General features: G+C 63.3%; 15 protein-coding genes. 3 read left to right on the top strand and 12 right to left on the bottom strand.

Going from position 1 to position 18881, the window contains the following annotated elements:
- Window positions 1–58: 58 nt before the first annotated feature.
- Genes ACP15O_RS08840 through xdhA form a run of 7 tightly spaced genes read right to left on the bottom strand, consistent with a single transcriptional unit; the run spans window position 59 to window position 9470 of the window.
- A complete protein-coding gene (locus ACP15O_RS08840; protein WP_425095713.1) occupies window positions 59–1141 on the bottom strand; it encodes a BMP family ABC transporter substrate-binding protein in 1083 nt (360 codons plus the stop codon).
- A gap of 36 nt (window positions 1142–1177) precedes the next feature.
- Entirely contained in the window at window positions 1178–2098 is a 921-nt protein-coding gene (locus ACP15O_RS08845; RefSeq protein ID WP_425095714.1) for an ABC transporter permease, read from the bottom strand.
- Complete coding sequence (locus ACP15O_RS08850) at window positions 2098–3180, bottom strand: ABC transporter permease (RefSeq protein WP_425095715.1); 1083 nt, start codon at window positions 3178–3180, stop codon at window positions 2098–2100. The genes ACP15O_RS08845 and ACP15O_RS08850 overlap by 1 nt, the downstream gene beginning before the upstream one ends.
- A 51-nt stretch (window positions 3181–3231) precedes the next feature.
- Complete coding sequence (locus tag ACP15O_RS08855) at window positions 3232–4749, bottom strand: ABC transporter ATP-binding protein (RefSeq protein ID WP_425095716.1); 1518 nt, start codon at window positions 4747–4749, stop codon at window positions 3232–3234.
- Entirely contained in the window at window positions 4746–5681 is a 936-nt protein-coding gene (xdhC, locus tag ACP15O_RS08860) for a xanthine dehydrogenase accessory protein XdhC (protein ID WP_425095717.1), read from the bottom strand. Before xdhC ends, ACP15O_RS08855 begins: the two co-directional genes overlap by 4 nt.
- On the bottom strand, window positions 5671–8088 hold the full coding sequence (gene xdhB, locus ACP15O_RS08865) for a xanthine dehydrogenase molybdopterin binding subunit (RefSeq protein WP_425095718.1): 2418 nt from the start codon (window positions 8086–8088) through the stop codon (window positions 5671–5673). The genes xdhC and xdhB overlap by 11 nt, the downstream gene beginning before the upstream one ends.
- Entirely contained in the window at window positions 8085–9470 is a 1386-nt protein-coding gene (xdhA, locus tag ACP15O_RS08870; RefSeq protein WP_425095719.1) for a xanthine dehydrogenase small subunit, read from the bottom strand. Before xdhA ends, xdhB begins: the two co-directional genes overlap by 4 nt.
- 224 nt (window positions 9471–9694) lie before the next feature.
- Between xdhA and dnaE the strand changes: the two genes are divergently transcribed.
- Window positions 9695–13222: a DNA polymerase III subunit alpha gene (gene dnaE / locus ACP15O_RS08875; protein ID WP_425095720.1), complete on the top strand. Its 3528-nt coding sequence runs from the start codon at window positions 9695–9697 to the stop codon at window positions 13220–13222.
- Window positions 13222–13728: a GNAT family N-acetyltransferase gene (locus ACP15O_RS08880; protein ID WP_425095721.1), complete on the top strand. Its 507-nt coding sequence runs from the start codon at window positions 13222–13224 to the stop codon at window positions 13726–13728. Before dnaE ends, ACP15O_RS08880 begins: the two co-directional genes overlap by 1 nt.
- Window positions 13729–13732: 4 nt before the next feature.
- Here ACP15O_RS08880 and ACP15O_RS08885 read toward each other — a convergent pair whose 3' ends face one another.
- Window positions 13733–13927: a SlyX family protein gene (locus tag ACP15O_RS08885; protein WP_425095722.1), complete on the bottom strand. Its 195-nt coding sequence runs from the start codon at window positions 13925–13927 to the stop codon at window positions 13733–13735.
- Between the two features lie 121 nt (window positions 13928–14048).
- On the opposite strand from ACP15O_RS08885, the gene ACP15O_RS08890 reads away from it, so the two are divergent.
- The gene (locus tag ACP15O_RS08890; RefSeq protein ID WP_425095723.1) at window positions 14049–14849 is read left to right on the top strand and encodes a crotonase/enoyl-CoA hydratase family protein; all 801 of its coding nucleotides are present in this window, start codon (window positions 14049–14051) and stop codon (window positions 14847–14849) included.
- A 114-nt stretch (window positions 14850–14963) separates the two neighbouring features.
- Here ACP15O_RS08890 and hisG read toward each other — a convergent pair whose 3' ends face one another.
- The 4 genes from hisG to ACP15O_RS08910 form a co-directional block, all read right to left on the bottom strand.
- Window positions 14964–15659: an ATP phosphoribosyltransferase gene (hisG, locus tag ACP15O_RS08895; protein ID WP_425095724.1), complete on the bottom strand. Its 696-nt coding sequence runs from the start codon at window positions 15657–15659 to the stop codon at window positions 14964–14966.
- The gene (locus ACP15O_RS08900) at window positions 15656–16738 is read right to left on the bottom strand and encodes an ATP phosphoribosyltransferase regulatory subunit (protein WP_425095725.1); all 1083 of its coding nucleotides are present in this window, start codon (window positions 16736–16738) and stop codon (window positions 15656–15658) included. The genes hisG and ACP15O_RS08900 overlap by 4 nt, the downstream gene beginning before the upstream one ends.
- Window positions 16738–18213 (bottom strand): histidine--tRNA ligase, encoded by a 1476-nt coding sequence (gene hisS / locus ACP15O_RS08905; protein ID WP_425095726.1) that lies wholly within the window; start codon window positions 18211–18213, stop codon window positions 16738–16740. Before hisS ends, ACP15O_RS08900 begins: the two co-directional genes overlap by 1 nt.
- Window positions 18214–18317: 104 nt before the next feature.
- Window positions 18318–18737 carry a DUF1489 family protein gene (locus ACP15O_RS08910; RefSeq protein ID WP_425095727.1) on the bottom strand — a complete coding sequence of 140 codons (420 nt, stop codon included), beginning with the start codon at window positions 18735–18737 and terminating at the stop codon, window positions 18318–18320.
- Window positions 18738–18881 lie beyond the last annotated feature (144 nt).

Consider the following 18881-nt stretch of genomic DNA (forward strand, 5'->3'; position numbering starts at 1 on the left):
GCGGAGAGAAAAAGGCCCCACCGGAGAGGGCGGGGCCTTTGGGTGCCGGGTTGGGCGCTTATTGCGGAATGTCGCCTTCGATACCTTCGACGTAGAAGGCCATGCCGGCCAGGGTGCCATCATCGGCGATTTCCCCTTCGGCCAGCCAGGGTGTGCCGTCTTGTTTGTTCAGCGGGCCGGTGAAGGAATGGTAGGAGCCATCGGCCAGCGCGGCCTTCAGTGCCAGGGCGGCCTCTTTGACGTCAGCGGGGACCACGTCGGAAATCTCGCCGATGCCGACCATGCCGGCGCCGATGCCATCCCAGGTGTCGGTGCTGGTCCAGGTGCCATCCATGACGGCCTTGGTGCGGGCGATGTAGTAGGGGGCCCAGTCATCGATGATCGAGGACACGCGGGGCATCGGGGCGTATTCAGCCATGTCCGAGGCCTGACCGAAGGTGTAGACATTGCCGGCGGCCTGAGCGGCGGCCTGCGGCGCGGTCGAATCCGTGTGTTGCAGGATCACGTCAGCGCCCTGTTCGATCAGAACCTTGGCGGCGTCGGCCTCTTTGGCGGGATCGAACCAGGTGTAGGCCCAGACGATTTTAAAGGTGACGTCGGGGTTGACCTTCTTGGCGTGGATATAGGCCGAGTTGATGCCGCGGATCACTTCGGGGATCGGGTAGGACCCGATATAGCCGATCACGTTCGATTGGGTCAGGTTGCCGGCAATGGTGCCCTGAACGGCGCGGCCTTCGTAGAAACGGGCCGAGTAGGTGGACACGTTGTCGGCGCGTTTATAGCCGGTGGCGTGTTCGAATTTCACATTCGGGAATTTCTTGGCCACGTTGATGGTGGGATCCATGTAGCCGAACGAGGTGGTGAAGATCAGATCGGCACCGTCCAGCGCCATCTGGGTCATCACGCGCTCGGCGTCGGGGCCCTCGGGGACGTTTTCGACATAGACGGTTTCGACCTTATCGCCGAAGGCCTCGACCACGGCTTTGCGGCCCTGATCGTGTTCGTAGGTCCAGCCGCCGTCACCAACCGGGCCAACATAGACAAAGCCGACCTTGGTTTTGTCGCCGTGGCCGTCGGCCATGGCCGAGGTCGCCAGACCCACGGCCAGCGCAGCAGTGCTGAGAAGTTTCACGAGTTTCATGCAGGTTCTCCCTGTTATTTGCAGTTTAGTTAGGCCTCATTGCGAGGCGTGGAAGGATCGGCCCAGCGAGGCAGGCGCCCCGCTGCGGTCGGCCGACATGATGACGAGGACAAGAATGGTGATGACGTAGGGCGACATTGCCAAAATCTCGACCGGGATGGCAATGCCCGCGGCTTGCAGGTTCAGTTGCAGCACGTTGACGCCGCCGAACAGGCACGCGCCCAGCAGCACGCGCCAGGGTTTCCAGCTGGCGAACACCACCAGCGCCAGAGCGATCCAGCCGATGCCGGCGGTCATGCCCTCGGTCCATTGGGGGACGCGGATCAGGCTGATATAGGCCCCGCCCAAGCCAGCGCAGGCCCCGCCAAACAGGATGGCCAGCACGCGAATACGCACCACTTTATATCCCAGGGCGTGGGCGGCATCGTGGTTTTCCCCCACCGCCCGCAGGATCAGCCCGACGCGGGTATATTTCAGCACGGCCCAGGTGCCCAGCGTCAGGAAAAACGCCAGATAGACCACGAAATCCTGGGTGAACAGGATCGGCCCCAGCACCGGGATTTCTGACAAAAGAGGGATGTCGAATTCTGGAAAGGCCGGCGGCTTGATCCCCTGATAGCCCTGGCCGATCAGCGCCGACAGCCCCAGCCCGAACAGCGTCAGCGCCAAGCCCGAGGCCACCTGATTGGCCAGCGCAAACTGCGTCAGCACTGCGAACAGCAGCGACAGAGCCGCCCCGCCAACAGCCGCCGCGACCAGCCCCAATACGGGCGATCCGGTGTTGACCGCAATGGCAAAGCCGCAGATCGCGCCGGTGATCATCATGCCTTCGACGCCCAGATTCAGAACGCCGGCTTTTTCCACCACCAGCTCGCCCAAAGCGGCCAGCAACAACGGAGTCGCCGCCACGATCAGAGAGGCCAGCAGCAAAATCGGATTGATCGAGGACATATCCATCACGCGGCCTCCGCTTTGGTCAGTTTGATCCTGAAATTGGTCAGCACGTCCACTGCCAGCAGGAAAAACAAAAGCATCCCCTGAAACAGCTGGATCGCAGCTGACGGCAGTCCCAGTTTGGATTGCGCGATCTCACCGCCAATATAGGTCAGCGCCATCAGCCCGCCGGCCAGCAAAATACCCACCGGATGCAAACGCCCCAGAAAGGCTACGATGATGGCCGTAAACCCATAGCCGACATTGAAATCAATGCTCACCTGCCCCGATGGCCCCGACACTTCAAAGAGCCCCGCCAGCCCGGCCAGCGCCCCCGACATCCCCAGACAGAACAGAATCAACCGCGCCGGAACAACCCCGGCAAACCGCGCGGCCCGCGGTGCCTCGCCGGTCAGACGAATGTGAAATCCCAGCATATGCCGGTTCAACAGGACATAGGCGAAAATCACCGCGATAAACGCCGCCACAACACCCCAGTGCATCCCAGACCCGGCAATCAGCTCGGCATTATGCGCACTGTCATATTGCTGGAGATTGCGTGATCCGGGAAACCCAAACCCTTGCGGATTCTTCATTAACCCCAAAGACATAGAGGCCAATAACTGCTCAGCCACATAGACCAGCATCAAACTGACCAAAATCTCATTCGTGCCAAATTTCACCTTCAGAAGCGCCGGGATCATCGCCCAGACCATCCCACCAAAAGCGCCGGCAATTACCATCGCCGGAAACAGCCACCAGGCCTCCATCGGATATAGCGCCAGGGCCACGCCAGCCCCGGTCAACGCCCCCACGATATACTGCCCCTCGGCTCCGATATTCCATATCCCGGCCCGAAACCCCAAGGACAGCCCGATCGCAATCAACACCAGTGGCGCGCCCTTCACCAACAGCTGCGGACGATAGTAAAACGCGAATTCCGAAAACAGCGGATCCCAGAAAATCGTCCGAATCGCCACCAGCGGATCCTTGCCCAGAAAGGCAAACAAAATCCCCCCCGCGATCATCGTCAGAACCACCGCCAGCACCGGCGTCGCATAGGTCCATATCTGCGACGGCTGAGGCCGCTTCTCCAGTCTCAGCATGGTCGGGCCCCCACCTTCTTTGCTCCCAAAATACTCAACAAAGGAAACAGCTTAAACATGCGCTTCCTCCATCCCATGAGCGCCACCCATCATCAGGCCGATCTCCTCCACGCTCAGCCCGCGCGCGGGCCGGATCTCGGACAGACGCCCCTCGTTTAGCGCGCCAAAATGGTCCGAGATTTCCATCAACTCATCCAGATCCTGGCTGATCACGATCACAGCCGCGCCGCCCGCGGCCAGATCCAGCAAAGCCTGCCGGATGTCTGCCGCCGCCGCCGCATCCACGCCCCAGGTCGGCTGGTTCACAACCAGCACCGTGGGCGCTTGCATCACCTCGCGTCCGATCACGAATTTCTGCAAATTCCCCCCGGATAACGAGCGCGCCGCATTCGCGGGGCCGGGGGTGCGTACGTCAAAGCGCTCAATCACCGATTCGGCAAATTCGCGGGCCTTTCCCCATTTCAGGAACCCTTTTTTTTCAAGATGTTGTCGGGTGGATGCGGTCAGTAGGGCATTTTCCGTCAGGCTCATGTCGGGGGCTGCGGCGTGGCCCAGGCGTTCCTCGGGGGCGGTCAGCAGCCCCAGTTTACGCCGCGCCGTCGGCCCCAGCGCGCCGACTGGCTGGCCCTCCATCATCACGGCGCTGGCGGGGGTGCGGATTTCCCCCGAAAGCGCGGCCAGAAGCTCGTCCTGGCCATTGCCCGCGACCCCGCCCAGCCCCAGCACCTCGCCCGAGCGTACCTTCAGTGAAATCCCTTTCAGCGAGGTGCCGAATTCCGAGGGCGATTTCACCGACAGGTCCGTCAATTCCAGCAACACCGGCCCCAGATCGCCGCCCGCCCGTTCGGGCACGTGCAACTGGCTGCCGACCATCATTTCCGCCATCTCTCGGGCAGAGACATCGCGGGGCACGCAGGTGCCCACCTTCTTGCCCAGCCGCAGGATCGTGGCGCTTTCACATAGGGCGCGGATTTCCTCCAGCTTGTGACTGATATACAGGATCGCCACCCCTTCGGATGTTAGCTTGCGCAGCGTTTTGAAAAGAATTTCAACCTCTTGTGGGGTCAGAACGCTGGTGGGCTCGTCCATGATCAGCAGGCGCGGATCTTGTAGAAGGCAGCGAATAATCTCGACCCGCTGGCGTTCGCCGGCGGACAGGTCGCCAACGGTGCGATAGGGATCCAGAGGCAGGCCGTAGGTTTCGCTCACCTCCTTGATGCGCGCGGCCAGGTCACCCATTTTCGGCGGGTTTTCCATGCCCAGAGCAATGTTTTCAGCCACATTCAGCGCCTCGAACAGGGAAAAATGCTGGAACACCATGGCCACGCCCGCAGCCCGAGCGATCCGCGGCTCGGCCGGGGCAAAGGGCGCCCCGCGCAGCAGCATCGTACCGCTGTCGGGTTTCACCAGCCCATAAATCATCTTCACCAGCGTGGATTTCCCCGCGCCGTTTTCCCCCAGCAGGGCGTGCACCTCGCCCTCTTTGATGTCGAAAGAGACGTCGCTGTTGGCGACAACCCCCGGATAGGCCTTGGTCAGGCCCTGAATAGATAGCAGCGTCCCTGTCACCCGGTTTTTCCCTTGCAAAGCGGAGTCTTACGCCCCGTTGTCGTCAGTATGTCACGCGCCACGCCAATCGCAATGGCCTGAGGATGTTTCCCCAGCGTCGGGTCTCCGATGGGGCATTCTATGCGCGAAATGCTTGCCAATTGGTGACCCAGATTGGCCAAACGGCTGCGAAAACGCGCCCATTTCGTCGCCGAGCCGATCAGCCCGCAGCGGCCGAATCCATGGGCCAGCAGGGCATGGCACAGCGCCAGATCCAGCGCGTGCGAATAGGTCAGGATCACATGCCGCGCGTCCAGCGGAGCATGGGGCACCAGCAGCTCAAGCCGGGCAGCGGGCAGGGCGGTGACGCCTTCGGGCAGATCGCCGGGAAACCGCGCCGCTGCGGTATCCACCCAGGTGATCGACACATCCGGCAAGGGGGCCAACGTGTGTACCAGAGCCCGCCCCACATGGCCCGCCCCCCAGATCCACAGCGACTGGGCGGGGCGATGCACGGGCTCGATAAACCAGCCTTGGGTTAATTCTGTCTGCGGCGCGATCCCTTCACCGCGCGCGCGGGCCAGCACCCGTTTCACCCCCAAAGGCATGTCTGAGCCATCCACGCTGCGCGCAATCACCCCGCCGTCCAGCCCGTCCAGACGCGCCAGATCATAGATTTCGCGCAAAAGAGTGATCCGCCCACCGCAACATTGCCCCAGCTCGGGGCCCAGAGCATGGCGGCTCAGCCGGTCTGACTGCGCCGCGCGCGCGGCCTTTGCGGCCTGAAATTCCAGCGCGCCGCCCCCAATGGTGCCCGATTGGCCGCCCTCCCAGACCAGCATCGCCGCGCCCACCTCACGCGGGCTGGAGCCTTCGATGGCGGCAATCACCACGCGGGCCACCCGTCCCTGCGCCAGAACCGCCGCGCGCAGACCGTCCAGATCAAACCCCATCGCGCAGCCTCCCGATGGCGGTCAGCAGATGCTCGGCCGTGGCGGGCGCATTCAGCGCAGGATAGCCCGGCCCGCAGGCAGACACCGCATCCGACAGCGCCAGCCACGCCGAAATCCCCAGCATGAAGGGCGGCTCGCCCACGGCCTTGGACCTATAAATCGTCTCTTCGCGATTCTGCCCCTCCCACAGGGCCACGTTGAACACCTCGGGCTGATCCGAAAACGCCGGGATTTTGTAGGTCGAGGGCGCGTGCGTGCGCAGCCGCCCCCGCTCATCCCAAATCAGCTCTTCCGTGGTCAGCCAGCCCGCGCCCTGCACATAGCCCCCCTCGATCTGGCCAATGTCCAGCGCCGGGTTCAGCGATGCCCCCGCATCATGCAGCACATCCGCCCGCAAAATGCGGCTCTCTCCGGTCAGCGTGTCCAGCACCACCTCGGTCACCGCCGCGCCATAGGCGAAATAATAGAACGGCCGCCCTTCGCCCCGAATCCGGTCCCAGGCCAGCTTGGGCGTCTTGTAAAACCCGGTGGCCGACAGGCTGATCCGGTTCTGATAACAAAGCTGCGCGGCCTCGGCAAAGCTCATCTCCAGATCGCCCGCCCGCACCCTGCCATCGGCAAAGCCGACCTGCCCACCACCGGAATAGGCGCGCAAAAACGCCTCCATCCGTCCGCGAATCTCATCGCAGGCCAGCTTCACCGCCATCCCGTTCAGATCCGTTCCCGAAGACGCCGCCGTCGCCGAGGTATTGGGCACCTTGGACGTATCCGTCGCCGTGATCCGAACGGCCTCCATCGCGATGCCAAACCGGCCAGCCGCCACCTGCGCCACCTTCTGAAACAGGCCCTGGCCCATCTCGGTGCCCCCATGGTTCAACTGAACCGAGCCATCCTGATACACATGCACCAATGCCCCGGCCTGGTTCAGATGCGTCAACGTAAAGGAAATCCCGAATTTCACCGGGCTAAAGGCAATCCCCTTCTTCAAAACCGGATTGCGCGCATTCCACGCGCGAACCTCAGCCCGCCGCGCGGCATAATCGGATTGCGCCAGCAGCTGTCCGGTCAAATCCTCCAATACGAAATCCGCAACAACCTGCCCATAAGGCGTCACATCGCGCTTCTTTTTGACAGAAATACTCTGGGGGGAGGCCGCAGGCCGGGGGGCAACGCCCCCCTCATCCAAACCCGGCTGAGCAACGCCCCCCTCATCCAAATCCGCCCGGACAACGCCCCCTTCATCCTCTTCCATCGCGTCATAATAATTGCGCTGACGCAGCTCTGCCGGATCCATTCCCAGATCATGGGCCATATGATCCAGCACCCGCTCGATCCCCACCATCCCCTGAGGCCCCCCGAACCCGCGATAGGCGGTGGCGCTCTGGGTGTTGGTCTTCAGCCGGTGGCTCTCGATCCGCACATTGGGCAGGTAATAGGCGTTATCGGCGTGCAGCATGGCCCGATCCGCCACGGGCAAGGTCAGATCCTGGGCCCAGCCTCCGCGCGTCATCTGCACGAACTCCACGCCCTGGATCAAGCCATCCTCATCGAAACCGGCGCGATATGTGATGCGAAAATCGTGACGTTTGCCGGTGATCACCATGTCATCGTCACGGTCATAGCGCATCTTGCACGGCCTGCCCGTCATCCGCGCGGCCACGGCACAGGCGCAGGCCAGCGCGTTGCCCTGGCTTTCCTTACCGCCAAAGCCGCCGCCCATCCGGCGCATTTCCACGCGGACGCGGTGCATGGCCACCCCCAGCGCCTCGGCCACCTTGTGCTGGATCTCGGTCGGGTGCTGGGTAGAGCTGTGCACCAGCATATCGCCATCCTCGCCCGGCACCGCCGCCGCGGCCTGACCTTCCAGATAGAAATGCTCTTGTCCGCCCAGCTCCAGCGTGCCCTCGATAATGCGCGGCGCCTGGGCGATCGCCTCTGCCGCATCGCCTTTGGCGTAGACGCGAGGGCCGTCCTCGAACCGGCTGTCGGCGGCCAGAGCCTGATCGATGGTCAGGATCGGCGTGGTTTCCTCGTAGGCTATAATGGCCAGCCGGGCGGCCTTGCGGGCAATCAGATGACTGTCCGCGATCACCAGAAACAGCGGCTGGCCGACATAATGCACGGTCCCGTCGCTGAGCAGCGGTTCGTCATGCGCCGAGGGCGAGACATCATTGGCAAAGGGCAGATCTTCGGCCGTCAGAACGGCTTTGACACCGGGAAGGGCGCGCACGCCGGACAGGTCCATCGCGGCAATGCGCCCGGCGGCGATGGTGGACAGGCCAAAGGCCAGATGCAGCGTGCCCGCAGGCATCGGAATATCGTCCACATACCGGGCCTGTCCGGTCACATGCAGATGCGCGGCGTCATGCGGCAGAGCGGCAAAGGGCAGGGGGGCGGGCTTGCTCATGGGTGCCCCTCCGCCGTGACACGATGGACGGACACATCGGCCCCCAGATCCTCCAGAAAGTAGCGGCTGAGCATGTTTCGCGCGGTTTCAAGCCGGTAGGCCGCCGAGGCCCGCATATCGCTGAGCGGCGTGAAATCCTGCGCCCAGGCCTCCCATGCGGCGGCGATGGTGTTGTCGCTCCAGGGCTGGCCGATCAGGGCGTTTTCCACATGAAACGCGCGTTTGGGAATGCCCGCCATGCCGCCAAAGGCGATCCGGGCCCCTGTTACCGCCCCATCCGTCACGTCGATATAGAAACACCCGCACACGGCCGAAATATCCTGATCGAACCGTTTCGACAGCTTATAGCATTTCAGCCGGTCGGGCTGTTTGGGAAGGGTAATGGCCTCGATGAACTCGCCCGCGGCCCGGTCCTGTTTGCCATAATCGACAAAGAAATCCTGCAACGGAATCTGCCGGCGTTCGCGGCCCCGGCGCAGGTGCAGCGTCGCCCCCAGGGCGATCAGCGCGGGCGGGCCGTCGCCGATAGGCGAGCCATTGGCGATATTCCCGCCAATCGTGGCCGCAGCCCGCACCTGAGCCGACCCATAGCGCCGCAACATCCGCCCCAGCGAGGGGTGCAGATCGTCCATCAGCGCGATGAGCCGCGCAATGGTGACGCCCGCGCCGATGGTAACGCTGTTCTGGGTCTCGGTGATCTGTTGCAGATCGGCGCAGCGGTTCAGAAAGGCTGCCTTGGGCAGGCTGCGCAGCTGTTTGGTGATCCATAGGCCGACATCCGTGGCCCCCGCGATCAGCGTGGCGTCGGGATTATCCATGTACCACGCGGCCAGCTGGTCTGCGGTTTCGGGCTGAACCGTGTCGCCATCCGTGGCCGGCAGGGGCATGGGCAGCGTGAAATCCGACAGATGCGGCGGGGCGGGCTGCGCCTCGGCCGCTTTGGCGGCGCGCAGAATGGGCGCGTAGCCGGTGCAGCGGCACAGGTTCCCCGCCAGCGCTGTGGCATGATCGGTGTCCCCGTTCAAATGGGCCGTCGCCATCGAGGCCACGAAACCCGGCGTACAGAATCCGCATTGGCTGCCGTGATGCGTGATCATGCTCTGTTGCACCGGGTGCAAATCCCCCAGCGGCGAGGCCAGCCCTTCGACCGTGCGAATGGATTTGCCATTCAGTTGCGGCAAAAACAGGATGCAGGCATTCAGTGCGCGATTGCCGTTTTCGTCCTGCAGCATCACCGTGCAGGCCCCGCAATCGCCCTCGTTACAGCCTTCTTTGGTGCCGGTCAGGCCCCGCGTTTCGCGCAGCCAGTCAAGCAAGGATTTCGTCGGGGGCACGCCGCGTAATTCCACGCTCTCTCCGTTCAGAAGAAAGGTGATATCCATGTGATAGACCCGCCGCCTTACCGGAGTGTTAACCTTGGTGACCCGTCTTCGATGCGGCGTAGAAAACGGCAAAGGCCCCTGTTGGTTTTGATCAGCAAAGCCCGGTTTTTACCATTTGGCAAGAAAAACCACGGATCGTTTGATGGAACTTGTGGCATATGCCCAAGATTTGGGCTGCGATTTCGCGCTTTTCGGGCCAGAGCGGCTGAAATAGGATGGTGAGCATGACTGACTCTGCTCGATTCATCCACCTGCGCGTGCATACCGAATATTCCCTGCTGGAAGGGGCCATGCGGCTGAAAAAACTGCCGGGGGTCTGTGCCGATATGGACATGCCAGCGGTTGCCGTGACGGACACGAATTCCATGTTCTCGGCGCTGGAATTCGCGGTTGCCGCCAGCGGGGCCGGAATCCAGCCGATCATGGGCTGCCAGGTGGATGTCGCCTGGCATCAGCCCGATCCGGGTGCGCGGCAAAAAGACCCCGCGCCGGTGGTTCTGCTGGCGCAATCCGAGACCGGATATGAAAATCTGATGCGCCTGTCCTCGTGCCTGTATGTGGACAAGGGCGGGCAGTTGCCGCAGGTCACCTTCGATGAATTGACCGAGTTTTCAGACGGGCTGATCTGCCTGACGGGGGGCGCGCTGGGCCCCGTGGGGATGGAATTGCAGGCCGGCCACCGCGCCGCCGCCGAACAGATGCTGCGCCGCTTTGCGCAGATTTATCCGAACCGCTGCTATGTGGAATTGCAGCGCCATCCCGGCGAAAACGGCCTGCCCGAACCCGAACGCCTGACCGAGCGCGGCTTTGTCGAAATGGCCTATGATCTGGGTCTGCCGCTGGTGGCCACCAATGATGTCTATTTCCCCAAAGAAGACATGTACGAGGCCCATGACGCGCTGATCTGTATTTCCGAGGGCGCCTATGTCGATCAGGTCGAGCCGCGCCGCCGCCTGACCCCGCAGCACTATTTCAAAACCCAGCAGGAAATGGTGACGCTGTTCGCGGACCTGCCCGAGGCGCTTGAAAACACGGTGGAAATCGCCCGGCGCTGTGCCTTTATGGCCTATCGGCGCGATCCGATTTTGCCCAAATTCGCCGATGATGAGGTGTCCGAGCTGCGCCGCATGGCCAATGAAGGGCTACAACGCCGGCTGGCCGTGATCCCCCACGCGGATACCGTGGAAAAATACCAGGAACGGCTGGATTTCGAGCTGGACATCATCGAGGGCATGGGCTTTCCCGGTTATTTCCTGATCGTGGCCGACTTTATCCAATGGTCCAAGGATAACGGCATCCCGGTGGGGCCGGGGCGGGGCTCGGGGGCGGGCTCTTTGGTGGCCTATGCGCTGACGATCACCGATCTGGACCCGCTGCGCTATAGCCTGCTGTTCGAACGGTTTCTGAATCCGGAACGTGTGTCGATGCCGGACTTCGACATTGATTTCTGCATGGACCGGCGCGAGGAAACCATCCGCTACGTTCAGGAAAAATACGGGCGCGATAAGGTGGGGCAGATCATCACCTTTGGTGCGCTTTTGTCCAAGGCCGCCGTGCGTGACATCGGCCGCGTGTTACAGATGCCTTACGGTCAGGTGGATCGGTTGTCCAAGCTGATCCCGGTGGAGGGCGTGAAGCCCGTCAGCATCGCCGAGGCCCTGAAGCAAGAGGAACGCCTGCGCGAAGAGGCCCGCAATGAAGAGGTCATCGACCGTCTGCTCACCTATGGTCAGCAGGTCGAGGGGCTGCTCAGGAATGCTTCGACCCACGCGGCGGGGGTGGTGATCGGCGACCGCCCGCTGGACCGGCTGGTGCCGCTGTATCAGGATCCGCGCTCGGACATGCCGGCCACGCAGTTCAACATGAAATGGGTCGAGCAGGCCGGGCTGGTCAAGTTTGACTTCCTGGGTCTGAAAACGCTGACGGTCATTCAGAACGCGGTGGATCTGATCAAGAAGAACGGCCGCCACCTGCATATCGGCCCCGACGGGACCGAGCTCTATGACCCGCCCGAGGGCGCGCTGGATGACATCGGCGCGATTCCGCTGGATGATGAGCCGACCTACAAGCTGTATACAAGCGCGAAAACGGTGGCTGTGTTCCAGGTGGAATCCAGCGGCATGATGGACGCGCTGCGGCGCATGAAACCCACCTGTATCGAGGACATCGTGGCCCTGGTGGCCCTGTACCGCCCCGGCCCGATGGAAAACATCCCCACCTATTGCGAGGTGAAAAACGGGCTGAAGGAACGCGAATCCGTCCACCCTCTGATTGATCACATCCTTGAGGAAACGCAGGGCATCATCGTTTACCAGGAACAGGTGATGCAGATCGCTCAGGTGATGGCTGGCTACAGCCTTGGCGGCGCGGACCTGCTGCGTCGGGCCATGGGTAAAAAGATCAAAGAGGCCATGGACGCCGAGCGTCCCAAATTCGAACAGGGCGCTGCCGAAAACGGAGTTCCCGCGAAAAAGGCCAGCGAAGTTTTTGATCTGCTTGAGAAATTCGCCAACTACGGCTTCAACAAATCGCACGCGGCGGCCTATGCGGTGGTCAGCTATCAGACCGGCTGGCTGAAGGCGAACCACCCGGCCGAGTTCATGGCCGGCGTGATGAACTGCGATATTCATCTGACCGATAAGCTGTCGATTTACGCCGAAGAGGTGCGTCGCGGGCTGGAAATCGAGATCGTGCCGCCCTGCGTGAACCGGTCCTTGCCGACCTTCGATGTGGTTGATGGCAAGCTGATCTACGCCCTGGGCGCGTTGAAAAACGTAGGCCTTGAGGCGATGAAGCTGGTCTCGGACGGGCGGCAGGTTGATGGGGTGGACAAACCCTTTGCCACGCTTTTCGATTTCGCTCGCCGGGTCGATCTGAAACGTGTGGGCAAGCGCCCGCTGGAAATGCTGGCCCGCGCCGGGGGCTTCGATCAGCTGGACCCGAACCGCCGCCGCGTGTTCGAGGCATTGGACGCGCTGGTGAGCTATTCGGCCGCGATCCACGAACAGAAGGCCAGCAATCAGGTGTCCCTGTTCGGCGAGGCGGGGGACGATCTGCCCGAACCGCGCATTCGCTCGATTGATGACTGGCCGCCGATCGACCGGCTGATGGAGGAACAAAAAGCCATCGGGTTCTTCCTGACCGGCCACCCGCTGGACGACTATGCCGGCCCGTTGCGCCGCAAGAAGGTGAAAACCATCGCTCAGGCCCGCGACGAGGCCGAGGCCAGCGGGGCGGCGATTGTCTCGGTGGGGGTGATGGTCTCGGGGTTCCGCGAGATGAAAAGCCTGAAGGGCAACCGCTATTTCCGGATGAACATTTCGGACAGCACCGGGCAATTGGCCGGGATCGCCATGTTCGCCCGCAAAGAGGAAGACCTGATCGCCGCGCGCAACGTGCTGGAAAACACGGATAAGGTGGTCATGTCGCTTGAGGCGCGTTTCAACGAGGGCCAGTTCGATCCCACGATCCGGTCAGTTGCCGCGATGGATTCGGTGATTGCGGATGCGGGTAGTTCGGGGCTGGAGATTTTGATTGATGATGTCGCGGTCGTGCAGAACGTGGCCAATATTCTGGCCGGCGCCCGCGAGGCCGCGCGAGGCGCGGGGCGCGGCCCGGTTTCTTTCCGTCTGATTCACCCGGATCTTCCGGGCGAAGTTGAGATCGACACGCAGGAACAATACCCGGTGAACCCGCAGATCAAGGGGGCGATCAAGGGGCTGAACGGCGTGCTGGACGTCGAGGAGGTGTAATGACCCGGATCGTGGAATTGGATCGCTCCCGGCTGGCCGAGGTGCTTGAAATTTACCCGGCGGCCTTTCCGGACGAAGAATTGCGCCCCGTGGTGCGGGAACTGGCGGCCTTGCCCGAGGTGCTGCATCTGGCGGCGCAGGAGGGGGACGCTCTGCTGGGGCATGTGGCCTTTACGCCGGGCCAGGTGGGTGGGCATCGCGTGGCGTTGCTGGGGCCTTTGGCGGTGCATCCGGATCGGCAGAAAATGGGGCTGGGCGCGGCGCTGGTGACGGCGGGGCTGGCGCGCTCGAAACAGGACGGGGCCGCGCTGGCGCTGGTTCTGGGCGATCCGGGGTATTACGGCCGTTTCGGCTTTGCGCCCGAGACGCAGGTGACGCCGCCATACCCCATGCCAGCCGATTGGGCACCGGCCTGGCAATCGGTGGCGCTGCGGCCGGGCGCGGACTTGGAGGGCCGGCTGAAACTGCCCCCGGTCTGGATGCAGCCCGAATTGTGGGCGGACTGACCCGTCAGTAATGCGGCGGTTTTTCGGGGCCGGTATAGATATAGCTGCCCTGATCGCTTTCCTGCTGCGCGGCGCGCTCCATCAACATCTGAACGCGGCGTTCCAGCCGGTCGATCTTGTCTTGCTGGCGGGCCACAACGTCTGACAGCTCGTCTACGTTGCGCATCAGATGGGCCAGTTTTTCTTCGATCTCGGTCATGGTGGCCTTGGCGTTTGAGGGTCAATCCCGTCTCTTAGCACGCTGCCCGGACACGCGAAATACCCTCTGTCTTGTTCGCTTTGCATTCCTGTTGCACTCTGTCCAGCGGGAGGAGACATCAATGAGCATTCAAATACGCGACGAAGGCCGTCTGCGTGTGATCACGATCGACCGTGTGTCAGCGCGCAATGCGGTGGATCCGCAGACGGCCCAAGCACTCTATGCGGCCTTTCAGGAGTTCGAAGCGGACGAGGCGTTCGATCTGGCGATCCTGACGGGGGCGGGCGGTACGTTCTGTTCGGGGTTCGACCTGAAGGCCGCTGCCAATGGCGCCGGGGCCCGGTGGATGGCGCAGCTGGACATTCCTCAGGATTGGGATGCCGTGGCGCAGCCGATGCCGGGGCCGATGGGGCCCACGCGGCTGTCACTCAGAAAGCCGGTGATCGCCGCAATCGAGGGCTATGCCGTGGCCGGAGGGCTGGAGCTGGCCGCCTGGTGCGATATGCGCGTCGCCGCCGAGGACGCCACCTTTGGCGTCTATTGCCGCCGCTGGGGGGTGCCGCTGATCGACGGAGGCACCGTGCGTCTGCCCCGCATTGTCGGGCAGGGGCGGGCCAATGACATGATCCTGACGGGCCGCGCCGTCGGCACCACCGAGGCCGCCGAAATGGGGCTGGTGGATCGTGTCGCGCCGCGTGGGGGCGCTTTGGATACGGCTTTGGATCTGGCCGATAGCATCATCCGTTTCCCGCAGGCCTGTCTGCGCGCCGATCACCTGTCCGCGCGCCCCTCGGGGGGGCAACTGGGGGCTGCTTTGCGCCGTGAATGGCGCTCTTTGCAGAGCTTTACCACCGAGGGCCAGGCCGGAGCCGCGCGTTTCGCCGCCGGGCTGGGGCGGGGCGGGGCCTTCGATCAGATTTGACGGTGCTGCGGTCCGGCCCGTCCGGTCCGGGCCTGTCTGTCCCGGCCTGTCTGTCTGGGCCTGTCCAATCGTCATACCTGCCTGCTCCGGGCGGGGGCCGCCCGGTTGCGCCGCCTAATCCACCCTGAGCGTTGCGCACAGAGCCTGCAACGCGGCGCGTTCTGCGGTGTTCAGCGGTGCCTTGCGGGATCGGAACAGCGTGGCCTGCGATTTCAGCATCAGCCCGTCGGACAGGATTTTCAGGTGGTTGGCGCGCAGCGTGTCCCCGGTCGAGGTGATATCGGCCACGGCCTCGGCGGTTTCGTTCTTTACGGTGCCTTCGGTTGCGCCCTGGCTATCGACCAGCTGATAATCGGCCACGCCATTGTCACGCAGGAATTCGCGCACCAGACGGTGGTATTTGGTGGCGATGCGCAGGCGGAACCCATGCGCGGCGCGAAATGCCGCCGCCGCCGCGTCCAGATCGTCCAGCGTGTCCACATCGACCCAGCAATTGGGCACCGCGATGATCAGATCGGCATGGCCGAAGCCCAGCTCGGCCAGTTCCTGCACCTGCTGATCCCACTGGCCCAGTTTTTCGCGCACCAGATCGGTGCCGGTCACCCCCAGATGAATGCGGCCCGCGGCCAGCTCGCGCGGGATTTCCCCGGCGGACAGCAGCACCAGCTCGATCCCGTCCACCCCGGCAACAGCGCCCGCATATTCGCGATCCGAGCCGGTGCGCGACAAGGTGATGCCGCGCTCGCCGAACCATTCAAAGGTCTTTTCCATCAAGCGCCCCTTTGAGGGCACACCCAGCTTTACGCTCATTTGCCCGCCTCCAGGTCGATCAGCAGTCCGGGGCGGATGACGCCGCCCACGGCTGGAATTTCCGCGCCCTGGCCCAGAACGCGGGTCAGCGCATCATAGCGCCCGCCAGTGGCGACTGCGGGCAGATCCGCGCGGGCCTCGGCGTAGAATCCAAAGACGAACCCGTCGTAATATTCCATCGAGGTCCGGCCGTAGCTGGCCTCGAAATCCAGGGTTTCAATGTCAATGCCGCGCTTGTCCAGCGCCTTCATCCGGGCGGCCAGACGTTCCACGGCGGCCTCGATTGCGGGCAGGTCCACGGCGATGTCGCGCAGATGTTCCAGCGCGTTGGGCAGGCTTTCGCGGACCGACAGGATCGCGTCCAGCAGCGAAACCTCGCGTTCCGAGATCGGAGGCGTGGCCGCATCGGCGCGCAGGGTGGCAATGCGGGCCTCAACCTCAGAGCGGCTGCGCAGCCCGATCTGGGGGGCACCATTGGCAAAGGGATCGTCAGCCGCCAGCAGCGCGGCGCGCGCGGCAGGCACGGGGGCGCGCCCGGCATAGCGGTCGATCAGCGCTCGGAACCGGCGCGGATGCCAGATGTGACGGCGCAGCGCGGCCTTGCGCGCGGCGGATGTGTCCAGCCCCTCGACGGCGGCCATCAGAATGCCGATGTCCCCTGTGGCGGCCCGCAGGGGCGTGCTGCCAAGCGCGGATTTGATCAGGCAGAACACCTCGGCGTCGGCATCGACGGGATTGTTGCGTTCGAACACCTCATAGCCGACCTGAGTGTATTCGTTGGCGCGGGCGGCGTCGTCCTCTTGGCGGCGAAAGACCTCACCGGCATAGGTGTAGCGGGCGGGTTCGGCGCCGTATTCCATGTGCATCTGCACCACGGGCACGGTGAAATCGGGGCGCAGCATCTGCTCGCCGCGCAGCGCGTCCGAGGTCACATATGCCCGCGCGCGGATGTCCTCGCCATAAAGATCCAGCAGCGTACCCGCCGGTTGCAGGATCGCGGTTTCAACGGGCTGAGCGCCTTCGGCTTCGAACCCGGCGCGCAGCTGAGCGGCCCGCGCGCGGATGGTTGCGCGGTCCATCAATCCTGCCCTTCCAGAATTTCGCGCACCTTGGCGATCAGCTGATCACGCGGCACTTCGTATTGGCTGGGGCGCTCTTTCCATTCTTCCAGCGTGGCGTTTTCGGCAATTTTCGCGCCCAGGATCAGGTCTTTGATCTGCACCACGCCATTGGCCTTTTCATCGCCGCCTTCGATGACGGCGACGGGGCTGTTGCGCTTGTCCGCGTATTTCAGCTGGTTGCCGAAGTTTTTCGGATTGCCCAGGTACACCTCGGCGCGGATGCCGGCGTTGCGCAGCTCGGCCACCATGGTTTGATAATCGGCCATGCGGTCACGATCCATCACGGTGATGATGACAGGGCCGGTGGCCTGGCTTTGGATGCGGCCCTTTTCACGCAGCGCGGCCAGCAGGCGATCCACGCCGATGGACACACCCGTGGCGGGCACTTCCTGTCCGGTGAACCGCTTGACCAGATCGTCATAGCGCCCCCCGCCAGACACGCTGCCGAATTGGCGTTTGCGGCCCTTTTCGTCGAAGATTTCAAAGGTCAGTTCGGCCTCGTAAACCGGGCCGGTATAATAGCCCAGGCCGCGCACGACGCTGGGGTCGATGTCGATCCGGTCCGCGCCATAGCCCTGCGCCTGCACCAGCTCGGCGATGGTTTCCAGCTCTTCGATGCCCTTTTGCCCGATCTGCGAGCCCCCTACGGCAGCGCGCAGATTGGCCAGCGTTTCGGCCGCATCGGCGGCCTTGGAGGTCAGGAAGGCAATCACTGGCTCGGCCTGATCATCAGACAGGCCAACCCCGTCGATGAACGCCCCCGAGGCATCCAGACGGCCCTTGGTCAGCAGCTCGCGCACGCCGGCCTCGCCCACCTTGTCGAACTTGTCGATGGTGCGCAGAACGGCATCGTGATCGGCGGCCTCGCCCAGGCCCATCGCCTCCAGAACGCCATTCAGAACCTTGCGGTTATTGACACGCACGATGTAGTCGCCGCGCGGAATGCCGACGGTTTCCAGCGTGTCCGACAGCATCGAGCAGATCTCGGCATCCGCTGCCACGCTGGCCGCGCCCACGGTGTCCGCATCGCACTGGTAAAACTGGCGATAGCGGCCCGGTCCGGGCTTTTCGTTGCGCCACACGGGCCCCATTGCATAGCGGCGATAGGGGGTGGGCAGATCGTTGCGGTGCTGGGCATAAACGCGGGCCAGGGGCGCTGTCAGATCATAGCGCAGCGCCAGCCATTTTTCGTCATCGGCCTCTTGCCAGGCAAAGACGCCCTCGTTCGGGCGGTCCACGTCGGGCAGGAATTTCCCCAGCGCCTCGACGGTTTCCACGGCGCTGCTTTCCAGCGCTTCAAAGCCGTAATGATGGTAAACCCCGGCGATCTTTTGCAGCATATGGGCGCGCTCGGTCACCTCGGCGCCGAAATAGTCGCGGAAGCCCTTGGGCGTTTCTGCCTTGGGGCGGGGGGCTTTCTTCTGCTTGGCCATCATCCGGGTCCTTGCCGATAAACTCGCGCCCGCGTCTAGCGGATGCAGCCCTAAGGGGCAAGAAGCAGCTTGGCCACCAGAGGCATTCGTATGGATTAAAGCGCCTAGATCACACCGATTTCGGCCAGCGCGGCGGACAGCTCGGCGGGCAGGGGCTCTTCGGCGGGGCGGCCCTTGGGCAGGTCGGCGGGGCTGTCCTCGGGTTTCAGATAGCGCCAGCCCTGAAAGGGGCGGCGCAGCGCCTGCGCGGTGCGGTGCAGTTCCGGTTCCAGCACGATGGCGCAGCGGCGGATGCCGTCCTGGCCCTGTATCTCATCCAGCCTAAGAATGCGTTGACGGCACTGGATGACCCCCTTGATCACCCAGTAGATCGAGCCCCCGTCCAGAATCTCGGCCTCGCGTTTGGGCCACATCCGGGTGACATGACGCGGCAGCCCGTCCGGCCCCTGTGCCTGCGGCAGCTGCTGCCAGGCCATCAGGGTTTCCACGCTTTGCGTGCCGACGCTGAGTTTGATGAGGTTCATGACAAAACTCTATAGATGGTGTATGTTGCGCAGGTCAAACACCAAATGCAGTGTTTGCGATAAGTTTGGCTTTCCTCCGATTTAGCGTTGACCCGCGCCGGATCAAGCCATAGGGAAGGCGGCCTCGGAAGGGTGTATCTGCTG

This window comes from Youngimonas ophiurae (nom. illeg.) (assembly GCF_049803795.1).
Classification (GTDB): Bacteria; Pseudomonadota; Alphaproteobacteria; order Rhodobacterales; family Rhodobacteraceae; genus Thalassobius.